The organism is Enhygromyxa salina (assembly GCF_002994615.1).
GTDB lineage: Bacteria > Myxococcota_A > Polyangia > Nannocystales > Nannocystaceae > Plesiocystis > Plesiocystis salina_A.
Genome location: NZ_PVNK01000211.1, coordinates 23396 through 42670 on the forward strand (window position 1 = coordinate 23396; position 19275 = coordinate 42670).

15 protein-coding genes are annotated in these 19275 nt (G+C 70.9%); 5 read left to right on the forward strand and 10 right to left on the reverse strand.

Annotation, left to right across the window (positions count from 1 at the left end):
- Window position 1 precedes the first annotated feature (1 nt).
- Together ENSA5_RS24820 and ENSA5_RS24825 are read right to left on the reverse strand one after the other, a co-directional pair.
- Window positions 2-523 (reverse strand): hypothetical protein, encoded by a 522-nt coding sequence (locus tag ENSA5_RS24820; protein ID WP_146156078.1) that lies wholly within the window; start codon window positions 521-523, stop codon window positions 2-4.
- Between the two features lie 454 nt (window positions 524-977).
- Complete coding sequence (locus tag ENSA5_RS24825; RefSeq protein ID WP_181198111.1) at window positions 978-2720, reverse strand: peptide-N-glycosidase F-related protein; 1743 nt, start codon at window positions 2718-2720, stop codon at window positions 978-980.
- Between the two features lie 88 nt (window positions 2721-2808).
- On the opposite strand from ENSA5_RS24825, the gene ENSA5_RS24835 reads away from it, so the two are divergent.
- A complete protein-coding gene (locus tag ENSA5_RS24835; RefSeq protein WP_106394184.1) occupies window positions 2809-3795 on the forward strand; it encodes an NADP-dependent oxidoreductase in 987 nt (328 codons plus the stop codon).
- Between the two features lie 74 nt (window positions 3796-3869).
- Here the strand turns inward: ENSA5_RS24835 and ENSA5_RS24840 are convergent, their stop codons facing one another.
- Together ENSA5_RS24840 and ENSA5_RS24845 are read right to left on the reverse strand one after the other, a co-directional pair.
- A complete protein-coding gene (locus ENSA5_RS24840; protein WP_106394185.1) occupies window positions 3870-4259 on the reverse strand; it encodes an AgmX/PglI C-terminal domain-containing protein in 390 nt (129 codons plus the stop codon).
- Window positions 4256-4930, reverse strand: coding sequence for an OmpA family protein (locus ENSA5_RS24845; RefSeq protein WP_181198112.1), 675 nt, complete (start codon window positions 4928-4930; stop codon window positions 4256-4258). The genes ENSA5_RS24840 and ENSA5_RS24845 overlap by 4 nt, the downstream gene beginning before the upstream one ends.
- 454 nt (window positions 4931-5384) lie before the next feature.
- On the opposite strand from ENSA5_RS24845, the gene ENSA5_RS24850 reads away from it, so the two are divergent.
- On the forward strand, window positions 5385-6077 hold the full coding sequence (locus ENSA5_RS24850; RefSeq protein WP_106394187.1) for a hypothetical protein: 693 nt from the start codon (window positions 5385-5387) through the stop codon (window positions 6075-6077).
- A gap of 52 nt (window positions 6078-6129) precedes the next feature.
- On the opposite strand, the gene ENSA5_RS24855 is transcribed toward ENSA5_RS24850, so the two are convergent.
- The 5 genes from ENSA5_RS24855 to ENSA5_RS38190 form a co-directional block, all read right to left on the reverse strand.
- Entirely contained in the window at window positions 6130-7959 is a 1830-nt protein-coding gene (locus ENSA5_RS24855) for a HEAT repeat domain-containing protein (protein WP_106394188.1), read from the reverse strand.
- Window positions 7956-9518, reverse strand: coding sequence for a hypothetical protein (locus ENSA5_RS24860; protein WP_106394189.1), 1563 nt, complete (start codon window positions 9516-9518; stop codon window positions 7956-7958). The genes ENSA5_RS24855 and ENSA5_RS24860 overlap by 4 nt, the downstream gene beginning before the upstream one ends.
- A gap of 38 nt (window positions 9519-9556) precedes the next feature.
- Window positions 9557-10822: an AAA family ATPase gene (locus tag ENSA5_RS24865; protein ID WP_258183007.1), complete on the reverse strand. Its 1266-nt coding sequence runs from the start codon at window positions 10820-10822 to the stop codon at window positions 9557-9559.
- Window positions 10823-10838: 16 nt separating this feature from the next.
- Entirely contained in the window at window positions 10839-12161 is a 1323-nt protein-coding gene (locus ENSA5_RS38185; protein WP_181198113.1) for a hypothetical protein, read from the reverse strand.
- Window positions 12162-12383: 222 nt separating this feature from the next.
- Window positions 12384-13958, reverse strand: a complete 1575-nt coding sequence (locus tag ENSA5_RS38190; protein ID WP_181198114.1) for a hypothetical protein — start codon at window positions 13956-13958, stop codon at window positions 12384-12386.
- An 81-nt stretch (window positions 13959-14039) separates the two neighbouring features.
- Here ENSA5_RS38190 and ENSA5_RS38195 point away from each other — a divergent pair, with 81 nt between their 5' ends.
- Entirely contained in the window at window positions 14040-15470 is a 1431-nt protein-coding gene (locus ENSA5_RS38195; protein WP_181198115.1) for an FHA domain-containing protein, read from the forward strand.
- A gap of 40 nt (window positions 15471-15510) precedes the next feature.
- On the opposite strand, the gene ENSA5_RS24875 is transcribed toward ENSA5_RS38195, so the two are convergent.
- Window positions 15511-16584 (reverse strand): hypothetical protein, encoded by a 1074-nt coding sequence (locus ENSA5_RS24875; RefSeq protein ID WP_146156079.1) that lies wholly within the window; start codon window positions 16582-16584, stop codon window positions 15511-15513.
- 449 nt (window positions 16585-17033) lie between these two features.
- Between ENSA5_RS24875 and ENSA5_RS24880 the strand changes: the two genes are divergently transcribed.
- Window positions 17034-18467, forward strand: a complete 1434-nt coding sequence (locus tag ENSA5_RS24880) for a serine/threonine-protein kinase (protein ID WP_106394191.1) — start codon at window positions 17034-17036, stop codon at window positions 18465-18467.
- Window positions 18464-19144 (forward strand): L-type lectin family protein, encoded by a 681-nt coding sequence (locus tag ENSA5_RS24885; protein ID WP_146156080.1) that lies wholly within the window; start codon window positions 18464-18466, stop codon window positions 19142-19144. The genes ENSA5_RS24880 and ENSA5_RS24885 overlap by 4 nt, the downstream gene beginning before the upstream one ends.
- Window positions 19145-19275 lie beyond the last annotated feature (131 nt).

Sequence of the window (19275 nt, forward strand, 5' to 3'; positions counted from 1 at the left end):
GTCAGTCCTCGGTCATCTGGCTGAGGCCCCAGAGGCCGGCAGCGGTGAGCACAACACTGCCCGCCGCAACTCCGAGCGCGACCCGGCCTCGATTGCTCGTCGTTGACTGCGGCGACGCGGTGAGCTCACCTCGCGCGGGCCGTCGGCGCCGAGGCGCTCGCTTGCGGAGGTTCGCGGCGCCCGCGAGAGGGGAGAGGCGAGAGAACTTCGGCCAGATCGCCCCCCGCTTGGGCCTGATCTTGGGCCGGAGTATCTCGTGCCCGCTGACCCCGGGGCTCCCGTGCAGCGATTTGTTGACGGGCGATGCTTTTACGCCGGCCTTGGCGAGCTCGGCCCGGTACTCGGGATCGCTCACGTGGCGCAAGTCGACGAGCATGCGCTTCGTGCTCGACAAGAGCTCTCGGCACGCCGTCATGAAGTGATCCGCGAGCGCGACCTGGCTCGAGTCCGCGACCGCTGCATCGGACGCCCACTGCTGCTCGCCGCTCGCGTCGTAGCGACGAAAGACCCCGTTGCCGGCCACGACCACACCCGCCCGGGTGCGCGCCGAGTATCAGCGGCGTGAACAGAAGCTCGCTGGCCGCCTGTCCGAGGGCCACCGTCCAGGCGGGGTCGCGCTGGGGGGCGTCGGTCGCCCACCCGCTCGTGCAGGTGAAGACCGACTCCCCCGGCACCGGTACGGCGACCGGCTTGGCCTCGAGCAGCAGCTCGGTCCCCGGATCGCTGCAGTCCCGGGCCTCGTCGGTGCCGTCGTCGGTGCCGTCGTCAGTGACCTCGTCGGTGCCCTCGTCCTCAGCGGCGGGGCCAGTGCAGGCTGACAACAGCAGCGTGGCGAAGATCGAGAGCTGACGGGGGAGCGGTCGCAAGTAAGCCATGGGACATGGCTGGCGTACCACGAGCCGGCTGGTTCGATCGTCATCTCGCTAAGTTCGACGCCCCACGGGGTTCGGTCGGGTCTTGCACCCAGGCGCTCGTCGCTACTCGTAGAAGACGACGTAGCTGCTGAGCAAGATCCGCCCCCGGTTGCCGGTCACCGGCGCCCCGCCAAACATCCCGACGTAGTCGATCGTGTTGACCTGGCCGAGGGTGACCTCGTCGGTGATGTCGACGATCCAGGGCTGGACCGGCTGGCCCGGACACCAGCCCGCGCGACCCGGCGTCCAGTTGCCCCACTGGCCCGGGACCACGCCGATGTCCGCGGCCTCGCCACAGCGCTGGTTGACGACGTCGGCCGGAAATTCGCGCGTGTATGAGGCGCCGCCGTTGACGGTGAACTGGTGCTGGTGGTTGCACCACTCGGCGCAGTTACCCGTGTCTTGACCGTGGCCCGAGATCAACGCGACGAGCTCGACCTTGGTCGCGCCCTCCGGCGGCGTGAACTCGACGCTCGGCCAGTCGTCGTTGTAGGTGTCGTTGAAGCCCTTGTTGCCGGTGAAGGCCGGGATCAGGGTCTTGCTGGCGCCGGCCTGCCCGGTGTTGCGGAGGCGAAAGCGCATGTCCCAGGTCGAGGGGTTCATGTTCCAGCGCATGCCGAAGCGGAAGTAGTGGTCGCCCCCGCCCGCGACCAGGCCGAGCATCGGCGTGGCGTCGAACACCCACTTGCGCACGCCCGCGCGGGCGTAGGGCGTGATCCAGCGGAACACCTCGTGGACCGCCCCGTCGCAGGCCTCGGTGTCGCACCAGTGGACGAAGGCCTCGTAGTCCCAGTGCCCGCAGTCGTCGCCGGGGCTCGGCCCGCACTCGCCGGTCACGACGACGTCCATGGTGTCGAAGCCGGCCATGGTCGCGGCGTCGGGGAAGCTCGCCGTCCACACCTGATTGTTGAAGTTGTTGGCGAAGGGGCCATCTTGGCCGCCGGGGCCGTCGGGCGGGAACTCAACCTGGTCGAGGATCGCGACCTCGGTCACGTCGGCCTGGGCGGCGAGCTCCCGCTCCTGGGCGTGACGAAAATTGTAGTAGCGCGGCGTGTAGGCCAAGACCGCGGCGGTCTGGGCGAAGCTGCCGCCGCCCGTGTCGCTGGTCGAGTTGGGGTACTCCCACTCCTGGAAGCGATCGATCGCCGCGACCATGGCCCCGGGGTTTTGAGCGTAGAACTGGCCGAGGCTGCCCCCGAGGCTGGCCGGCGCCTCAGTCACGAAGTGCACGCGCAGCGACCAGAAGTCGATCGCGTCCTGATCGAGGGCGGCGAGGGCCTGGCCGATCTTGGTCTGCCACGCGATCGCGCCCGCTTCGGGGTCCGCGTCGTTGTTGACGAAGAACCAGTGGACGTTCTGCGGCGCGCGCTCGAACAGCTCGGCGTTGAAGCTGTTGCGCAGCGAGTCGCTCGTGCCGTCGCCGAGATGGTTGACAAACACGTAGCTGTCGCAGCCCGAGAAATTCTCCGCCAGGTTCCAGGTCCCGAAGGTCGTCTCGACCGTGAAGTCGCCCGCGACGTCGCCCCAGTCGGCCCCGGTGCCGTCGAGCAGCTCGGCGACCGGGAGCCCGAGCTCATCGCAGATCTGGCTCGGGTCCTCGCCGTCGCCGTCGCCGTCGCCGGGATCGCCGTCTCCGTCGCCGCTGTCGCCGTCGCCCCCGGTGCCCGTGCCCGTGCCCTCGCCCTCGCCCCCCGTGCCGGTCTGTGTGCCCGAGTCCGCGTCGCCCGAGGGCTCGCTCGCGCATGCGGGCAGCGCGAAGGGCAGCGCCAACAGCAACACCAACGAACGGACACGCAACTCGCTCATTGCGCGACGATAGCGAACAGCCCCGTGTTTGACGAGCGAGGCGGCGGTGTGCGAATCAGCTCGACGACCTCGGGGTCTCGGGGCTCAAATGCGCGCACAGGTCTACTCGGAGTACGGCGGCCCAGAGGTTCTGGAGCTGCGCCAGGACCTCCCCGAGCCGCGGCCCGCCGCCAACGAGGTCCTCGTCGAAGTCCGCGCGTCAGCCATCAACCCGATCGACTGGAAGCTGCGCAAGGGCCACCTGCGCCAGGTGCTTCGCCAGCAGCTCCCGTTTACCCCGGGCCGGGATTTTTGCGGCGTCGTGCTCGAGTGTGGTTCAAACGCGACGACCGTCGCCCGCGACGACGCGGTCTTCGGGATCACGCCTCTGCGCGGCCCCGGCAGCCACGCCGAGCGCATCTGCGTGTCCGAGCAGCACCTCGCCCTCGCGCCGCGCCGCCTCCACGGGATCGAGGCCGCCGCGGTTCCGCTGGCCGGGCTGACCGCGATCCAGGCCGTCGACGCCGCGCTCGTCCGACCCGACGAGCGCGTCCTTGTCCATGGCGGTGGCGGCGGCGTCGGCTCGCTCGTGGTCCAGTACGCCCTCCACCTCGGCGCCGAGGTCCTCGCAACCGCGAGCGCGCGCAACCAGGACTATTTGCGCGCGCTCGGGGCCGAGCCGATCGACTACCACCGCGAGCGCTTCGAAGATCGGGTCCACGGACTCGACGCGGTCATCGACTGCGTCGGCGGGGAGATCGAGCGGCGCTCGTTCGCGGTCCTGCGCCGGGGCGGCCGCCTGGTCGGCGTCGCTGGCCCCGACCCCGACGGCGAGGTCAGCCTGCCCAACATCGCCAAACATGGGCTGCGGGCGTCGGCGCGGCTGCTCGGCCAGCTGACTCGCGGGCGTCGCTATCGCTTCGTGACGGTGCGCGTCGATCACCGTCGCCTCGCCCACCTCGCGCAGCTCGTCGACAAGGGCGTGCTCGAGGTCCGCATCGATCGCAGCTTCGGGCTCGACGAGCTCGCCGCGGCCCACATCGCGAGCGAGCGCGGCGAGGCCGTCGGCAAGCTCGTGCTCGACCACCGCGGGTAGATCCGGCCGCAGACGGGTTAAACCAAACAGGAGCGGCGACTGCCGCTCCTGGTTGGAGAGCGCTGCGAGCGAGCTCAGCTGGCCGGCGCGGCGGCGGGCTGGGCCTCGAACTTCCAGCGGAAGGTCGCCTGGCCCTCGCGGGCGTCGGGCGGATCGAGCTGGAGCCCGTCGATCGCCGTGACCACGCACTGCGAGAGCTCGGCCGGCGCGTCGCTGCTGGCGTCGACGACCGGGTTCATGATCTTGCCGGTCTTCTTCTCGACGCTGAAGTTGACGACCACGGTCCCCTCGACGGTCTCGTTGGTCGCAAGCGCGACGTCGTAGCAGTCCTTGATGTCGGCGCCGCGGGTCTCGACGAGCTCGCGGGTGACCTCGCGGTAGCTGTCGGGGTCGCGGGCGATGAACGAGCACCCGACGCTGAGCAGCAGCGGCGCGATGACAGCCAGTTTGATCGTGGTCTTCACTTGGCCTCTCCCTTGTTGGCGGTGTCGGGAGCCGCGACCCTGGCCTGGGGCACGGCCTTGCTCTCGACGACCCTCTCCTCGCCGGTCTCGGGGTCGATCTCGACCACGTTCTTGACCTCTTCTTGCTCGACGATGATGAACTCGACCCGGCGGTTCTTCTCTTTGTTCTCGGGCGAGTCGTTGGCGACGATCGGGATGTCCTCGCCATGACCGACGGCGGTAAGGCGCTCGGCCTCGATCCCGTGCTCGACGAGGTAGCTCATGACCGAGTCGGCCCGCTTCTGCGACAGCTTCTTGTTGTAGTTCTTGGACCCGTCGTCGTCGGTGTGGCCCTCGATCGAGATCTTCTTGATCCGGGGGTTCTCCTTCACGACCTGGGTGATCTCGTTCATCAAGTCGAAGGACTCGGCCCGGATCACGGCCTTGTCGACCTCGAACAGGATCTTGTCGTTGATCACGATCGCGGCCGCGGTGACCTCGACCCGCTTGGGCTTGGGCGGCGGCTCGGGCTCGGGCTCGGGCTCGGGCGGCGGTGGCGGCGGCTCACCGATGACGGTCAGCGCGTCCGTATCCGCGAAGATGGTCGGACCACAGGCCAGGGCCGGCAGAGCCAGAAAGGCCGTGGCCAGGGTGATTCCGACGGTCCGGGGGTGCTTTCGATGTTGGCGCATGGGGGATTCCCTCGTCCGCCGCCGATCAATGGGCCGGTGACGGGTCCCGACATCATCGAAGTCGATCGCGCCTTTGGCAACCCTTTGCGAAAACTTGTTCGCGCCTTCCCAGGCTCGGCTCGGCGCCATTGGCACGCGCGGACTCGCGCCAACGAACCAAGGAGAGTAGCCTCCGCAGATGGCCCCTCGCTGCGTGGCTCCGCTGTATCTGATCATGCTGGTGCCGAGCCTCGCCTTTGCGGCTCCAGCCGACGAGGGACCGCAGATCCAACAGCCGTCGAGTCCTGCGACCCCCCCCGCAAAAACCGTTGGTCCCGACACGACTGAACCTGAAGACGAAGATCAACCAGTGTCCGAGGACACCGCGGATGCTGACGCCGCAGATCCGAGCGAGCTTGTCTCCATGTCCCCGGACACAGCGGCACCGAGCGCTGAGCCAGTCGAACCCGCGCCCGTGACCCCCCCGGACGCTGCAGCGGAGGAAAAAGATCTCTCCAACCTCCTGACCAGCGACGAGCCCGACGAGACCCCCCGTGTCCGCGCGTCGAGCCCCAACAACGCGGCGCGGGTCGATCGAAGCGAGCGACTTCGAAACTACTACGCGCGGACCTACCGGCCCGAGCACAACCCCTCGCGCCTCTACTTCGCGGCCCGCGGAGCCTATGCGCTGTCGGGCACGAGCGAGGGCTTCGGCGGCGGGCGCATGGGCCTCGCCAACGTCGAGCTCGGCCAGACCTGGAACATGATCGGCTACGGGGTCGGGGCTGCCCTCTACGCGGGCGAGCTGACCTTCGGCGAGGACGGGGTCGAGAAGTTCGGCGGCGTCCTCGTCGGCGGCGGCCCGAGCCTCGGCCTCGGACGCCTCGGGCTGTTCGGGCGCGGCTACATCGACGCGCGCCTCGGCTACAACTTCTTTTATGCCCCGGTCTCGACCACCCGCGTGGGCATGGCCGATCCCCCCGACGCCGCGCCCCACGGGCCCAAGCTCCAGCTCGACGCGGGCTTGCTGCTGCATGACTCCGAGCGCCGTCGCTTCCGCCACGGGATCGGGGTCAGCCTCGGCTGGCAGCTGCTCGTGCACAGCTTCGCGGGCGAGTATCCGATCCTGAACACCTTCAACGTCGGCTTCAGCTACTTCTTCGGGTAGCAGCCCCTCGAGCATCGTCGTGCGCGAGGGCATGGCTGTGAGACGAAGCCCCTCACCCGCCCATGCGCTGGGCCGCGTCCTCGAGGACCGAGCGATAGGCTGGCGGGACCAGGTCGATCTGCTGCCGAATGTAGGGCGCGAGGTCGGCGTTGTTGAGCTCGGAGATCGCCGCGGTCACGTGGCTGATGTAGCTGTGGTCGGCCTCGCGCAGGCGGTCACACAGGAAGTCCAGGGCCTCGACCGTGTTGATGCGCCCGATCGCCTTGACCGCGGCCGTCCGCGCGTCGTCGGCGTCGGGCAGATCGCGGGCCTCGAACACCCGGCGGAGGCGATCGAAGGCGTGGGGAAAGTAGAGGTTGCTGATCGCGTCGGAGGCCTTGGCCCGGACCTCGGGGTCGTCGCTGCGCAGGGCCTTGCTGAGGGTTGAGAAGCTCCGCTTGAACCTCAGGGCCCCGAGCGCGTGGGCGACCTCGCGGCGGACGGCGGCGTCGCCGGTCGCGTACATCCGCTCGAGCGCGGCGATGACCGGATAGGCGCGGATGCCCTTGAGCCGCCGGACGATCTCGACTTGCGAGCGCGGCTTGTCGCGGCCGGTCTTGCCGAGCTCGAGCACGAGCAGCAGGGCGTGGCGGCGAACGTAGTCGGGGAAGCGGCGGTCGGCCATGACGCCCGCGGCGATCAGCGCGGGGTCGCCCTCGAGCTCCCACTCGGCGAGATCGACGTACCAGACCTCCTCGAACTCCGGGAGCCGCTTGAGGAACTCGGGCACCGGGACCGGGCGGGGGGCGTCCTCGGGGTTCTTGCCGAGGCGCTGGAGCAGCCTGCGGTAGCGCTCGCGGCCTTTGATCTCGAGCTGGGCGACGCGGCTGTAGACCTCGGCCGCCTGGCGAAAGGCGCGAACGGACACGTAGGACTCGGCCGCGGCGAGGTAGGCGTTCTCGACGATCTGAACCGGGTGCGCGTGGGCGGCCGCGTCGTCGCCAGCTTTGAGCCAGGCCTCGCCCGCGCGCAGGCGCAGGTCGTCGCCGTAGGGCAGCCCGGCCCGGGCGCAGTAGTCGGCGGCCTCGCGCAGGATCCCGGCCACGGCGTGGTACTCGCCCGCGCGCCGGGCGAGGGTCACGAAGCCCTCGTAGAGGCGCAGGGCGTCGAGCTTGAGCGCGTCGTCCCGCAGGATCCGGACGCTGTTGAGGTAGCCCTCGGCGACGTTCTCGAACGCGCCGGTCTCGAGGCCGATCCGCGCGAGCAGCTGGTAGCAGTCGAAGGCGCGCTCGCGCAGGCCCTCGGTCTCGAAGCGATCCGCGACCTCCTCGACGGCGGTCGTGGCCTCGGCCAGAGCCTGGCGCGCGCGCTCGGACTCGAGCCGATGGAGGCACAGGCCGTAGTTGATCCGGGCCAGGGCTTGCTCGTAGGGCCGCTCGGCCAGGAGGTCGGCCCGGCGCCCGTCGATCAGCTCGCTCCACAGCTCCGCCGCCTCGGCGTCGTGGCCCGCGCGCTCGAACTCGATCGCGCGGTGGATCGGCATGTGGGCGAGCTCGAACCATGTCGCCGCGTCGCGGTGGTGACCGGCGCGCGAGAGGTAGACCCCGAACAGGCGCACGGCCTGCATGTCCGCGTCGCCAGCGTCGATCTCGACGCGGAGGCGATCGAGCTGGGCCTTGCCCGGGGCCTCGGTCGAGCCGAGGTAGGCCCAGCAGGCCGCGGCGTCGCGAAATTGGCCGAGGGCCCGGAGCGACTCCGCCATCGCCCGCAGCCACTCCTCGTACTCGAAGTCGATCCGATCGACGACCTCGATCAGCTTGCGGAGCTGGGCGAGGGCGTCGTTCCAGCGCCCGGCTCGCATCGAGGCCTCGGCCCGGACCCACAAGACCGCGGTGTCGATCACCCGGGCCTCCGCTCGCGCCCGCGCGAGTCCTCGGCGACGCCGCTGACCTGGCTGCGGGCGGCGTCTTCGAGATCACTCTCGACCTCGGAGATGATCTGGCGCGCCCGCGAGGCCCGACGACCGTGGGCGATCGCGTCGTCGTCGATCACGTGAACGCGATGGAGCGCGTCGAGGTAGCCGAGGTTGAGCGGGCCGCGTGGGAGGATGAAGACCCCGTAGATCGGCGCGCGGCTGGCGAGGAGCTGGACCTCGGACGCGGGGAACTGGGCCTCGCCGTGGGTCAGCATGTAGACCAGGGTCGAGGCCGCGTCGCGCCGCGGGGCCGAGAGCTCGGCGTTGAGCTGGCGCAGGACCGCGGCGTAGTTGCGCCCGCGCTCGGCCCGGAACTGGAGCACGTAGGGCACCTCGACGTGGCCGGCCGCGCCGACCTTGACGCCGTCGTAGAGCCGGCTGTCGAAGAAGCGCAGCACGACCTCCTCGCCGAGCAGCGCGAGCCGCTTGCACAGCGCGAGCGCGAGCCCGCGCGCGAAGACCTCGCGCACGCCTCGCATCGACGCGCTGCCGTCGACGAGCACGTAGTGGATGCGGCGCTCGTTCTCGTACTGCTTCTCGTGGGTGTAATAGAACAGCTCGTGGTCGACGAACTTTTGCTCGAAGACCTCGTCGTCGAACGCGAGCTGGGTCAGGACCATGTTGTCGATGTGGCCGATCCGCTCGATCGACGCGTAGCCGTCGATGCCGAAGGTCTGCTGGCCCATCTCGCGCCGGACCTCGAGCAGCGAGGGCAGCAGCTCCAGCGAGAAGTCGATGACGTCGGCCAGCTGCGGCGACAAGATCACGTTGTAGAGGTCGGCGAGGTCGACGCCCGCGACGCCGCCTTGGCCCGTGCGAAACAGGCCGAGCAGGCGCAGGGCGTCGACGTCGATCTGCTCGGTCTCGAGCAGCGGCAGCAAGCGGTGGCTGGTCATGGTCCGGAGCCAGGCCAGGGCCAGATCCTGATCGTAGCGGGTGTAGGCCGAGCGCGGATCGATGCGCGCGTACTGGACCACGTCGACGGGCAGCTCGCGCGGGCGCGCGACCCGGGCGTCCTCGGGCAGCTGCGGCGCGACGCTGGCCAGGACCCGGGCGAGCACGACCCCGACCATCGGATCGCGGTGCTTCCAGGCCGCGGGCTGACGGACCAGCTCGGTCTCGCCGAGCTCGACGAGCAGCTGGCGCCAGGCCTCGCCGAGCCGCGGGTCGCCGATGCCCTGGGTGACCGAGGCCGGGCGCCCGAGCCCGCACATCAGGCAGCCGACGTCGTGAATGATGACCAGCGGGACCGCGATCCCGAGCCGCGCGAGCACGTTGTTCCACGCGACCGCGCGCATCAAGGCCATCGGGCCGACGCCGTCGAGCTCGCTCAGCGCGAGGCTGCCGACCTGGCGCTCGAGGATCGGCATCAGCTCCCGCGGCGGCGCGCCCCGGGGCTCGCGCTCGTCCGCGCTGCCCTGGCCGTGCTCGCGCGAGGTCTCGCGCCCGTCACGGCCCTTGGCCTTGTCGCTGTCGAGCTCGGCCACGACCTCGTCCTCCTGCCCTTCCCTACCCTACCCGCGGCTCAGACGAAGCGGCTCGACGCGAACATCGTCTCGAGCAGCTTGTCGACCTCGCCGATCATCCGCTCGGCCGCGGGGTTGTCCTTCATGCGCTGGAGGGCGGCCTTGATGTCGCCGAGGTTGCGCAGCTGCGAGAACAGCTGCATGTCGGACAGGACCTCGGCGCTGGCGAGGGTCTCGCGGATGATCCGGAGCTCGGCGAGCAGGTCTTGGAGGCTCGTCGGCGTCGCGCCGATCCGCTGCTGCTCGGGGTGCTGCTCGTACCACGCGTCGAGGATCGGGCCGACGATCTCCTGGAGGATGTCCTGCTGCTCGGGCGTGTTCCACACGTGGCGGAGCACGAAGAAGTCGGCGTCGTTGACCTGCTCGCGGCCGTCGAACACGGCCGAGGCCGCGAACAGCTTGAGCATCTTGACCACGCGGCGGTCCGAGAGCCCGATGCCCTCGGACCGGATCTGGAACACGAGGCCCTTGTAGGTCGCGAGGAATTCCTCGTCCATGCTCTCGAGCAGGCGACCAAACTCGGCCTGGATCGTGACGAGGTCGCGGGCCGAGACCGTCGCCGTGGCCGCGACGCCGCCGCCGGCCTGGGCCTCGAGGGCCTGGGCCTCGAGCGCGGCGCCCTTTTGCAGCAAGCCGCGAAATTGATAGCTGTCGAGGTAGTCGACGCGGACCCGAAGCAAGAAGCGATCGAACAGGGCCGAGAGCGCGTCGTCGTTGGGGACCTCGTTGCTGGCCGCGAACATCGAGATCAGCGGGACCCCGATCGTGGTGTTGCCGTGGGAGAAGCGGCGCGAGTTGAGCACGCCCAGCAAGCTGTTGAGGATCGCGCTGTTGGCCTTGAAGATCTCGTCGAGGAACGCGATCTCGGCCTCGGGCAGCATGCCCTCGACGCGCCGCCGATACGCGCCCTGGCGAAAGGCCTGGATGTCGACGGGCCCGAAGATCTCGTTGGGCTCGGTGAAGCGCGTCAGCAGGTAGTCGTAGTAGCGGGCGTCGATCGTGTCGGCGAACGCGCGCACGAGCGCGCTCTTGGCCGTGCCCGGCGGACCGACCATGACCATGTGCTCACCGGCCACGGCCGAGATGAACAGCAGACGGATGGTCTCTTCTTTGCCGAGGAATTGAGCCTCGAGCCGTCGGGCGCCGTCTTGCAGACGCCGCGCGAGCTCGGGGATCGTCAGCGCCACGGACACCGTGGGCTCTTGCTTCTTGCCGAGCCCCGCGCCGACGGACGGCTTGGCTGGCGGTTGCAGCGGTTGGGTCATGCAGGCTGTCTTTCTACTATTCGCGTATTCGCCGGACCAGGGTCGCGTGCAGGTTGTCCACGACGTTGCGTGGGACCAGCCCGGCGAGGTGATCGCGGTACTCTTCCCAGCGGCGCGCGAAGCCCTCGTCCACGGCTCCGGCGCCACCGCGGGGCCCTCGCGACGCCTCGGGCTTGTCGGTGGGGCTGTCAGCGGCCGGATCCAGAAAAAAGGGCCGGCCGAGGGTGCGCTCGAGCGCCGGCAGGAGCAGCGGCAGGGCCAAGAAGGTCTGCACGGCCCAGTCACGGGCGCCGAGCCCGATGCTGATGCGGGCGTCGAATTCGAGCACCTTGAGCACGTGGAGGTGGATCAGCGCGCCGACCACGGCGCCAAGGTCGGCCGCCTCGGTCGGGATCGCCGGGGCCGGCAGGGCCGGCTGCTCGTCGCCGAATTCGCGGTCGAGCTCATCGTCGAAGCCCAGGTTCTCAGCGCGGGCGGCCTTGGCTGCCCGCTGCATGGCCGCGGCGCCGCCCGGGACCCCCGCGATCTCCACGTCACCAAACACCGGACCGTGGAGATCGAGCGAGCGCAGCAAGCTCCCGGCCACGACCCCGCCGATCCGCAGCCACTCGCGCTCTTGGGCCCACGCGTGACACACGGCCCGGGCGTAGGGTCGCGCGCGCAAAAACTCGACCGCCATCAGCGGGGTCCAGCCGGGCGGCGCCCAGGCCGGCCGCAGCAGCGAGGTCAGCGGGCTGACCCACATCACGTCGGGGAGCAGACGATCGACGATCGTCGCGTGCGGCTGGTCGATCCAGCGGACGAGCTCGGTCCGGACGTCGGCGACGCTCGGCGAGAACAGGCCAAAGCGGCGGCGCGGGGGCTCCTGACCGCGAAAGCGAAACTCGCCGTCGGGACCCGAGACCACGTGATCTTCGCGGCGCAGATCCAAGAAGGCCCCGACCGCGAGGTGACGCGCGAGCGCGTCGGCCATGTCGACCGGTCGCGCGAAGGCCAGCAAGCTGCGGGTCTCCGTCTCGACCTTTTGCCAGGTCGACGTGCGCGTCCACACCCGCTCGGTGTCCGGGTGATCGAGGGCCAGGACATCGTGGAGCCCGAGCCACAGCGACAGCTCATCGGCCCCCGGATCTGGCAGCGCCGGATCGGCGACCAGGCGCTGGCCCACGCGCCCGCGCAAATGGACGAAGCTCGGATCCAGCAGCGGCCCAGCCTCGGTCAGCATCTGCTCACGATCGTGGGCCGAGAGCGGCGCCTCGACCTCAACCTGCCCGCCCCCAAGCAGCGGCTCGACAAAGCGCGCGAGGAACCCCGCGGTCGTGTTGAACGGCGGCGCAACCAAAGCTACGCGCCCCCCCCACCACGACACGACCCCGCAAAGCTCATACCAGCCCCCCAGCGAGGAACGAGCGACGCCTGTGGGGAGCAAGACAAGCCCCCCTCTGGGGGGCCACGCAGACCGGCGCGAGGCTCATCCCAGCCCACCGAGCGAGGAACGAGCGACCGGCCGCTTGCGGCCGTGCGTGGCAGAGTCGCCGACGCCTGTGGGGGGCAAGACAAACCTTTAGCTATCCTGGCTGCGGAAGCCCCACAGCGCGAAGCGGCCGAGGCGTTGGTTGGTGATCGTGCCGGGCTCCAGCGCCGGGAGGCTGGGCTCGACGAGCTCGGCCTCGGTCGTCTCGAGCGTGCCGATCGCGGCCGCGTCGAGCGACATCATGCGCTCGTCGGCGATGTGGATCGGGTCGCGGCCCGGGCCCAGGAACACGGCCCGGTCGTCGCCCTCGAGCCCGAGCAGCTCGCGGATCAGATCGGCGCGCAGCCGCGGCCACAGCTCGAAGCCGTCGGGTACGAGCACGCCCGGCGCGACCTCGCAAAAGCGCTGGCCGAGCGGAATCACGGTCCCGACCGAGAGCGCGCGGCCATCTCGTGCGAAACGCGCGCCTCCCCCGAGGACCAGGAGCCCCTCGCTCAGCGGGACCAGGCGTGCGGCCGCGAGCGCGCTCGGTGGGACCAGGTAGACCAGCCGCCGCAGCAGCTCGAGCTCGCTCCAGGCGATCAGGGAGGCCCGGGGCTCCCGCGCCATCGACGAGGGCCGGAGCCGGAGATCGACGTGGAGCTGACCCGCCTCCTGCATCTGGACCGGCTCGACCTCGAACTCGGCCTCGCGCAGGTGGACCTCGGTCTGGACGAGGTAGCGCCCGTCGACGAAGCGCGGGGCCCCGTCGATGCGCTCGACCCTGCCCGCGCGCCCTCGAAACAGGTACATCTCGTCCCCGGGCAGGCACGAGCTCGCCGACGCCAGGTGGATCGCGTGGACCCAGCCGGCCTCGACGGCGGCTCGCGGCGAGACCGGAACCAAGAGCTCGACCCCGGGGATCGGCCGCAGCACGTCGAGGATCCGCCCCGGCGGGTTGCGCAGGCGCAGCAACAGGCTTGGGCGGCGATCCTCCGCGAGCCCGACCCGGACCCCGGCCATCGCGATCTCCTTGCGCCACAGGTAGGCCAGCACGCGATCCGCGATGCCCGGCGCGACCAGCAGCAGCGCCATGTCCCGCATCCCGCACAGCTCGGGATCGGAGGCGATCCCCTGCATCGGCAGCGCGACCGCGCGCAGCTCGAGGCGCTGGATCAGCTCGATCGGGTCGATGCGATCCTCGCTCTTGTAGCGCGAGAAAAACTCACGGTCGACGACCAGGACCTCGTGGGCCGACAACCCGGCGCTGTTGCCCTCGCGCGCGAGCAGCTCGGCGACGGGGACGGCCAGATCGTAGCCAAAGGGCGCGAGGGACTCTCGGTAGCGGACGAACACCGAGCCCGCGCCAACGTAGACCTGACTGCGGGCCGCGCCAGCCAGACGCGAGAGCCGATCGAGCGCGTAGCCGTCGGTGGCCTCGCAGCGCATCAGCAAGGCCGTGCCGCCGCCACCTCGGCGCGCGCGCTCGAGGGTCATGCTGGGCAAGAGGTCGTCGAGGCTGGCCTCCACGCTGTAGGCGCCCAAGAAGGCCACGCAGCGATCGAGGGACTCGAACACGACCAGCGCCTCGCGCCCAATCGCAATCCCGCGGGCGTCGGGCGCCAGACCCTGCATCCGAAACCGAGTCTGGCCGGCCGCGACCGGGTCGAGGATGCTCTGCGCCACCGCAGGAGGATGCCGGGCGAGGGCGGCCCCGGCAAGCCAGCGGGAACCATTATAAAAAGAACCAGGAGCGACCCCGAGACGATGAAGCCACGGCGCCAGGGCCAAGACGACGAGACCGGCGCCGACGAGCGAGCGCGGCGGCCCCGAGACCGCGCTCAGCTGCGCGCGGCCTTGGCCCTCGAGGAGGCCGGTGAGCTGCAGGAGGCCGCGCGCATGTTCGAGTACGTCGGCGAGCACGCCCAGGCGGCCAGCTTGCGCCTCGAGCACGCCGACACCCTGCGCGACGAGCAGCAGCGCCTCGCGGTCCTGCGTGAGGGCTGCGCCCGCAACCCGGCCACGACCCACCAGGGCCAGGCGCTGCACCGCGCCCTCGGTGAGGCCCTCCTGCGCGTGGCCGAGGCCGTCGAGCCCGGCGCACGTCGGCGCGCGCTCGCGCTCGAAGCCGCCCAGGCGCTCGAGGCCGGCCAACGGGCCGGCGCCGCGGGTCGCCTCTACGAGCAGCTCGGGCTCCTCGCCCGCGCGGTCAAGGCCTACACCGAGGCCGGGGCGATCGAGCAGCTCGAGGCCGTCCACGAGATCCTCGACCAGCGCGACCAGCAGCAAAAGGAGCAGCGCAGCCTCGAGCTCGAGGTCGACGCCGCGCTCGCGACCGGTCGCCGCGGGCTCGCCCACGCCCTCTTGCTCGAGCACGTGCGTGACGCCCAGCGCGAGGGTCGAACCCCCCTGCCCTCGCTCGCGCTCGCGCTCCACGATCTCGAGCGTCGGTTGATCCGCGGCCGCGCGCTGTGCCTGAGCGTGCGCGAGATCGCGGCCGACGACACCCCGAGCCCGGAGCCGACGGTGGTCCGCGTGATCGGGCGCCCGCAGCTGCGCCTCGGTCGGGGCCCGCAGTGCGAGCTGACGATCTCGGGCGCCGCGATCTCGCGGGAGCACGCCGAGCTCGCCCTGGCCTTCAGCCCCGAGGGCGAGCCGCACCTGGTCGTGCGCGACCTCGGCTCGCGCGCCGGCAGCTTCCTCGACGGCGAGGCCCTCGCGCCCGGTGAGGACTGGTCCCTGTTCGACGACGAGCTCCCCGGCGCGCGGGTGCTCGCGCTCGGGATCGCGTCGAGCTTCGAGCTGTGGTCACGCCGGGGCCCAGGCGGGGGTCCCCAGCGCGCGCCAGCGGGCCGGGCAGGATCCTCGACGGACGAGGTCGACCACGATCAGCGCCCCCTCGCGCTCCTGCGCGAGGCGGGTCTCGACCTCGCCGCGGATCGCCTGGCCACCGCCTGGACCGCCTTCGCTCCCCTCGGAGGGCCGCTGTGGATCACGCCGACCCGGCGCCTGCCGGTCGCGCTGAACTTCGAGGGCGAGCGCGTCGTGGCCCTCGCGGCCCCGGGGGTCAGGGTCTCGCTCGCTGGCGCCCCGGTCGGTCCGGGCGAGGCGATCGAGCTCCTGGTCCACGATCGCGCCCGCTTCGAGCCCCCCGGCGACCCGGCCTTCGAGCTCGAGGTCTGCGAGCTCTACAGCTGAGCCCGGGGCGACCGCGATCGGCCGCGCCCCCCTTCGCGCGTCACAGACAGATGATCCGCGCGAGCACACGCGGTCGCAGGTAGGCGTCGAACGAGCACTTCGGGAGGCCGAGCTGGGCGACGATCCGCGAGTCGAAGGTCGCGAGCAAACGGTCGAGGTGAGCGCACAGCTCGGTCGGGACCACGCCGTATCGCCGCCGACGAAGCAAGGACTGCCACGGGTAGTACAGCCGACTCGCCAGCGGTCCGCCCGCGAGCGCGTCGAGGTAGACCTCGACGTCGGCGGCGCCCGGCTCGCGCAGCGCGTCGAACCACGCGGCCGTGCGCAGGCGGTGGAGCTCGGCGTCGGCCGACAAGACCGAGCGCGGCGCAGACGAGGCCTCGGCCGTCGGCGCCGCCGTCGGCCCGAGATGATCGGCCACGGCCATGGCCCAGACGTCGCCGACCTCCCGCGCGACCCGCCGGAGCTGCCGCGCCAACTGGGCGTAGGTTGGCGAGTGCGAGGCCGTGATGTGCAAGGTCGCCACGGCCTCGGCCAGGCTCCGACTCGCCGGATAGCCCGAGGGGACCGGATCGCCGTGACTCAGGCGCGCGCGGATGATGCACGCCAACGAGCGCCAGCCCTCGGCCGCGTGCTCGTGGCGCCCGAGATACCGGATCGTGCGAAGCATCTGGTGCCCCGCGTGGGTGACGGCGAGCGGCACCCGGGCGCCACGCGCCACGCGGAGGGCACGGGCGGCGAGCTCACCGACGAGCTCCGAGGGCTCGAGCTCGGCGATCGTGAGCTCGACGAGGCGGGCCTGGCCGTGGGCGATGCGCTGGCGAACCCCGGGCTCCGCGATCTCTCCGATCACGCTCTCGAGCCCGCGCCCCGTCAACGCGCGACAGTGGTCGCGCATGTCATCGTGCAGATCGATCCAGGCCTGATCGAGCTCGTCCATGGCGATGCTCGACAGCCCCGCGATCGTCAGGGCTTCGAGCACGGTCACGAAGGTCGGAGCTCCGTCCGACTCTCGCGCGTGCATGGCCGCCCAGACCCGCGCACGGCAGCACTCGCGGGCCTCTCGGTATCGACCCGAGGCGTACAGCCCACGCAGTGGTTGGAGAGAGTCCATGACCTTTCAGAGCTTCTCGCCGAGCTTCGGTCGGCGCGTCAACCCTCCCGCAATCGGGGGGTTCGGGTCTCACCTTTTGACCTCGCTGATAAACGATAGCCGAGTCATTGCCCCACGTCGTGCAGCGTTGGTGATTTTCACCCCATTCGGTTCCAGAGGCCCTGCGATGGCGAGCACGGCGCCGCTCGACACCTTCGGCGACGGGCTCAACCCCGACATTCCGGTGACCGCATTTCGCTTCGCCCAAGCCCGATACATATGGCGATCAATTCCTGCCAAGTGCCAACATAAAAGCCCGGACCTTTCCTGTAATTGCGCCAATGGTCGTTCGGATGTGGGGGTACGGTTGAGTTCGGAGGCGGGTCAGTCGATGGCCCAGGCGTGTGCGGCCTCACAACAAATGCGACGGTCGCACACGGGCGCCAAATTGGTACCTTCCCGTCCGAACCATGAGCGAGTCCCTGGCACCCACGCGCGCGCGCAGGCCCTTCGACGGGGCCAAGACTCCGCTCGCAGCCGCGATCTCGGCGATCCTCGCTCGCTTTGGCGAGGGCGCGACGACGCCCGATGAGCTGGCGGAGCTGCAGGATCTCGTCAACGAGCTCGACGCCAACGCGCCGCTCTCGGTCATCGATGAGCGGATCCGGGCCCTGTCCCACGCTGGCTACCTCCGCGGCGCCGTCGTCGCGGTCGTCGATCACCTGTCCCGCCACCCGCGGCTCGACATCGCCCTGCGCCTGGCGAGCGAGCTCCTCGACGCCCTCGATCCCGAGCTCGGCGTCGAGCTGGCGCGGGCGATCCTCGCCGTCCCCGACCCCGGCGACGAGCGAGCGCTGACGGGCCCGGCCCGCGCCCGCGCCCGGGCCGAGCGCTTCGAGCTCGAGATCTCGACCAACCTGATGCTCGGCGAGCACCTGCTCGAGCGCGGAGACATCAACCGGGCGCGTCGCCACTTCGAGGCCGTGCTCGCGATCGACGTCGATCATGCGCGCGCGCTCCGGGGCTGGTCGAGCTGCGCGCGCGAGCTCGAGCGCCGGGGCCAGTCGACCGAGCATCGCAGCCGCGGGCTGTCGCTGCTCGACGGCCTCGAGGCCCTCGAGCTCGCCGGCGGCGTGGGCCTCGATCGCTACGAGCTCGGCCGCCCCCTCGGCCGAGGACGCCACGCGGTCGTCTACGAGGCCTACGATCGTCGGGTCGGCCGCTCGGTTGCGATCAAGCGCCTGCTCGGCGACGACGCCCGCCGCGACGGGATCCCGGCCCGGGTCGTCGAGGCCCGCTTCTTCGCCGAGGCCGAGACCCTGGCCAAGGTCCGCAGCCCCCACGTCGTCGCGCTGCTCGACGTTCAGCCGCGCCACCGCTTCGTCGCCCTCGAGCTGTGCCGCGGCGGCAACCTCCGCCTGGCCATGCGCAGGCGCCTGCTGACCCCCGCAGATCTCGGGGCGGTCGCCGAGCAGCTGCGCCTGGCCCTGCGGGCGGTCCACGCCGCGGGCGCGGTCCATCGCGACGTCAAGCCGGCCAACATCTTGGTCCGCGAGGCCCGCGCCGGCTCCCCGATCGCGCTCGCCGACTTTGGCCTCGCGATCGGCAACGAGCCGCGGGGGTCGAGGCCCGGCGCCAAGGTCCGGGCCGGGACCCTTCGCTACCTCGCGCCAGAGATCAAAGCCGGAACCCCCGCGAGCCCGGCCAGCGACATCTACGCCGCGGGCGTGGTCATGCTCGAGCTCGCGATCGCGCCCGCGCCCCTGCCCTCGGACTTCGATCGCCTCGACCTCGACTTCGACCCCCGGACGCTGCTCGCGGAGCTTGTGCCCGACGAGCACTTCACCGAGCTGCTCGAGCGACTCCTCGATCCCGATCCCGAGCGCCGCAGGTGGGCCCCATGACCAAGCTCGACCGAACCAAGCTCACGCTGCGCTCGTCCGGCATCGCGCTGTGCGTCGTCGCTGGCGTCCTCGCTGCCTGTCAGGAGATCCCTCGCACCTACACGACCGCCAGCGCAGGCGCCCGCGTGATCTTTACCGACAACTTCGACCGCGGGGTGCTCGGCAACGACTGGCTCACGACCGGCTCGGGCCCGACCCTCGAGCGCGGCGCGCTGCGCCTCGCCGACCTCCACAACCACCCCGTGTGGCTGCGCAAGGCCCTGCCCCCAGACGTGCGCATCGAGTTCGACGCGTGGGCCGAGACCGACGAGGGCGACCTCAAGGTCGAGCTCGCGGGCGACGGCGAGAGCTACGCCAAGACCGCGAGCTACACCGCGACGGGCTACGTGTTCATCCTCGGCGGCTGGAACAACTCGCTCAACGTCATCGCCCGGCGCGACGAGCACGGCGACGACCGCATCGCCGTCCCGGTCGACCCCAAGATCGAGCCCGACCGACGCTACCGCGTGGCCATCACCCGCCGCGGCGGTGAGCTCCGCCTCGAGCTCGACGGCCGCCTCGTCGCCGAGATGGTCGACGGCGCGCCGCTGCTCGGCCCCGGCCAGGACCACTTCGCCTTCAACAATTGGGAGGCGCCCACGCGCTTCGACAATTTGGTGATCTACGCCCTCGACTGAGCCCTGGACTCAGGCCGCGCTCTGGCCGCACTCTGGCCGCGCATCGACCCACTGACCACGGTCGGGGCCTGAGTTGGCACGGGACGCCCGCCATGACGCGGGCCCCGTGCGGTGGTAAAGCCAGCGCCAGA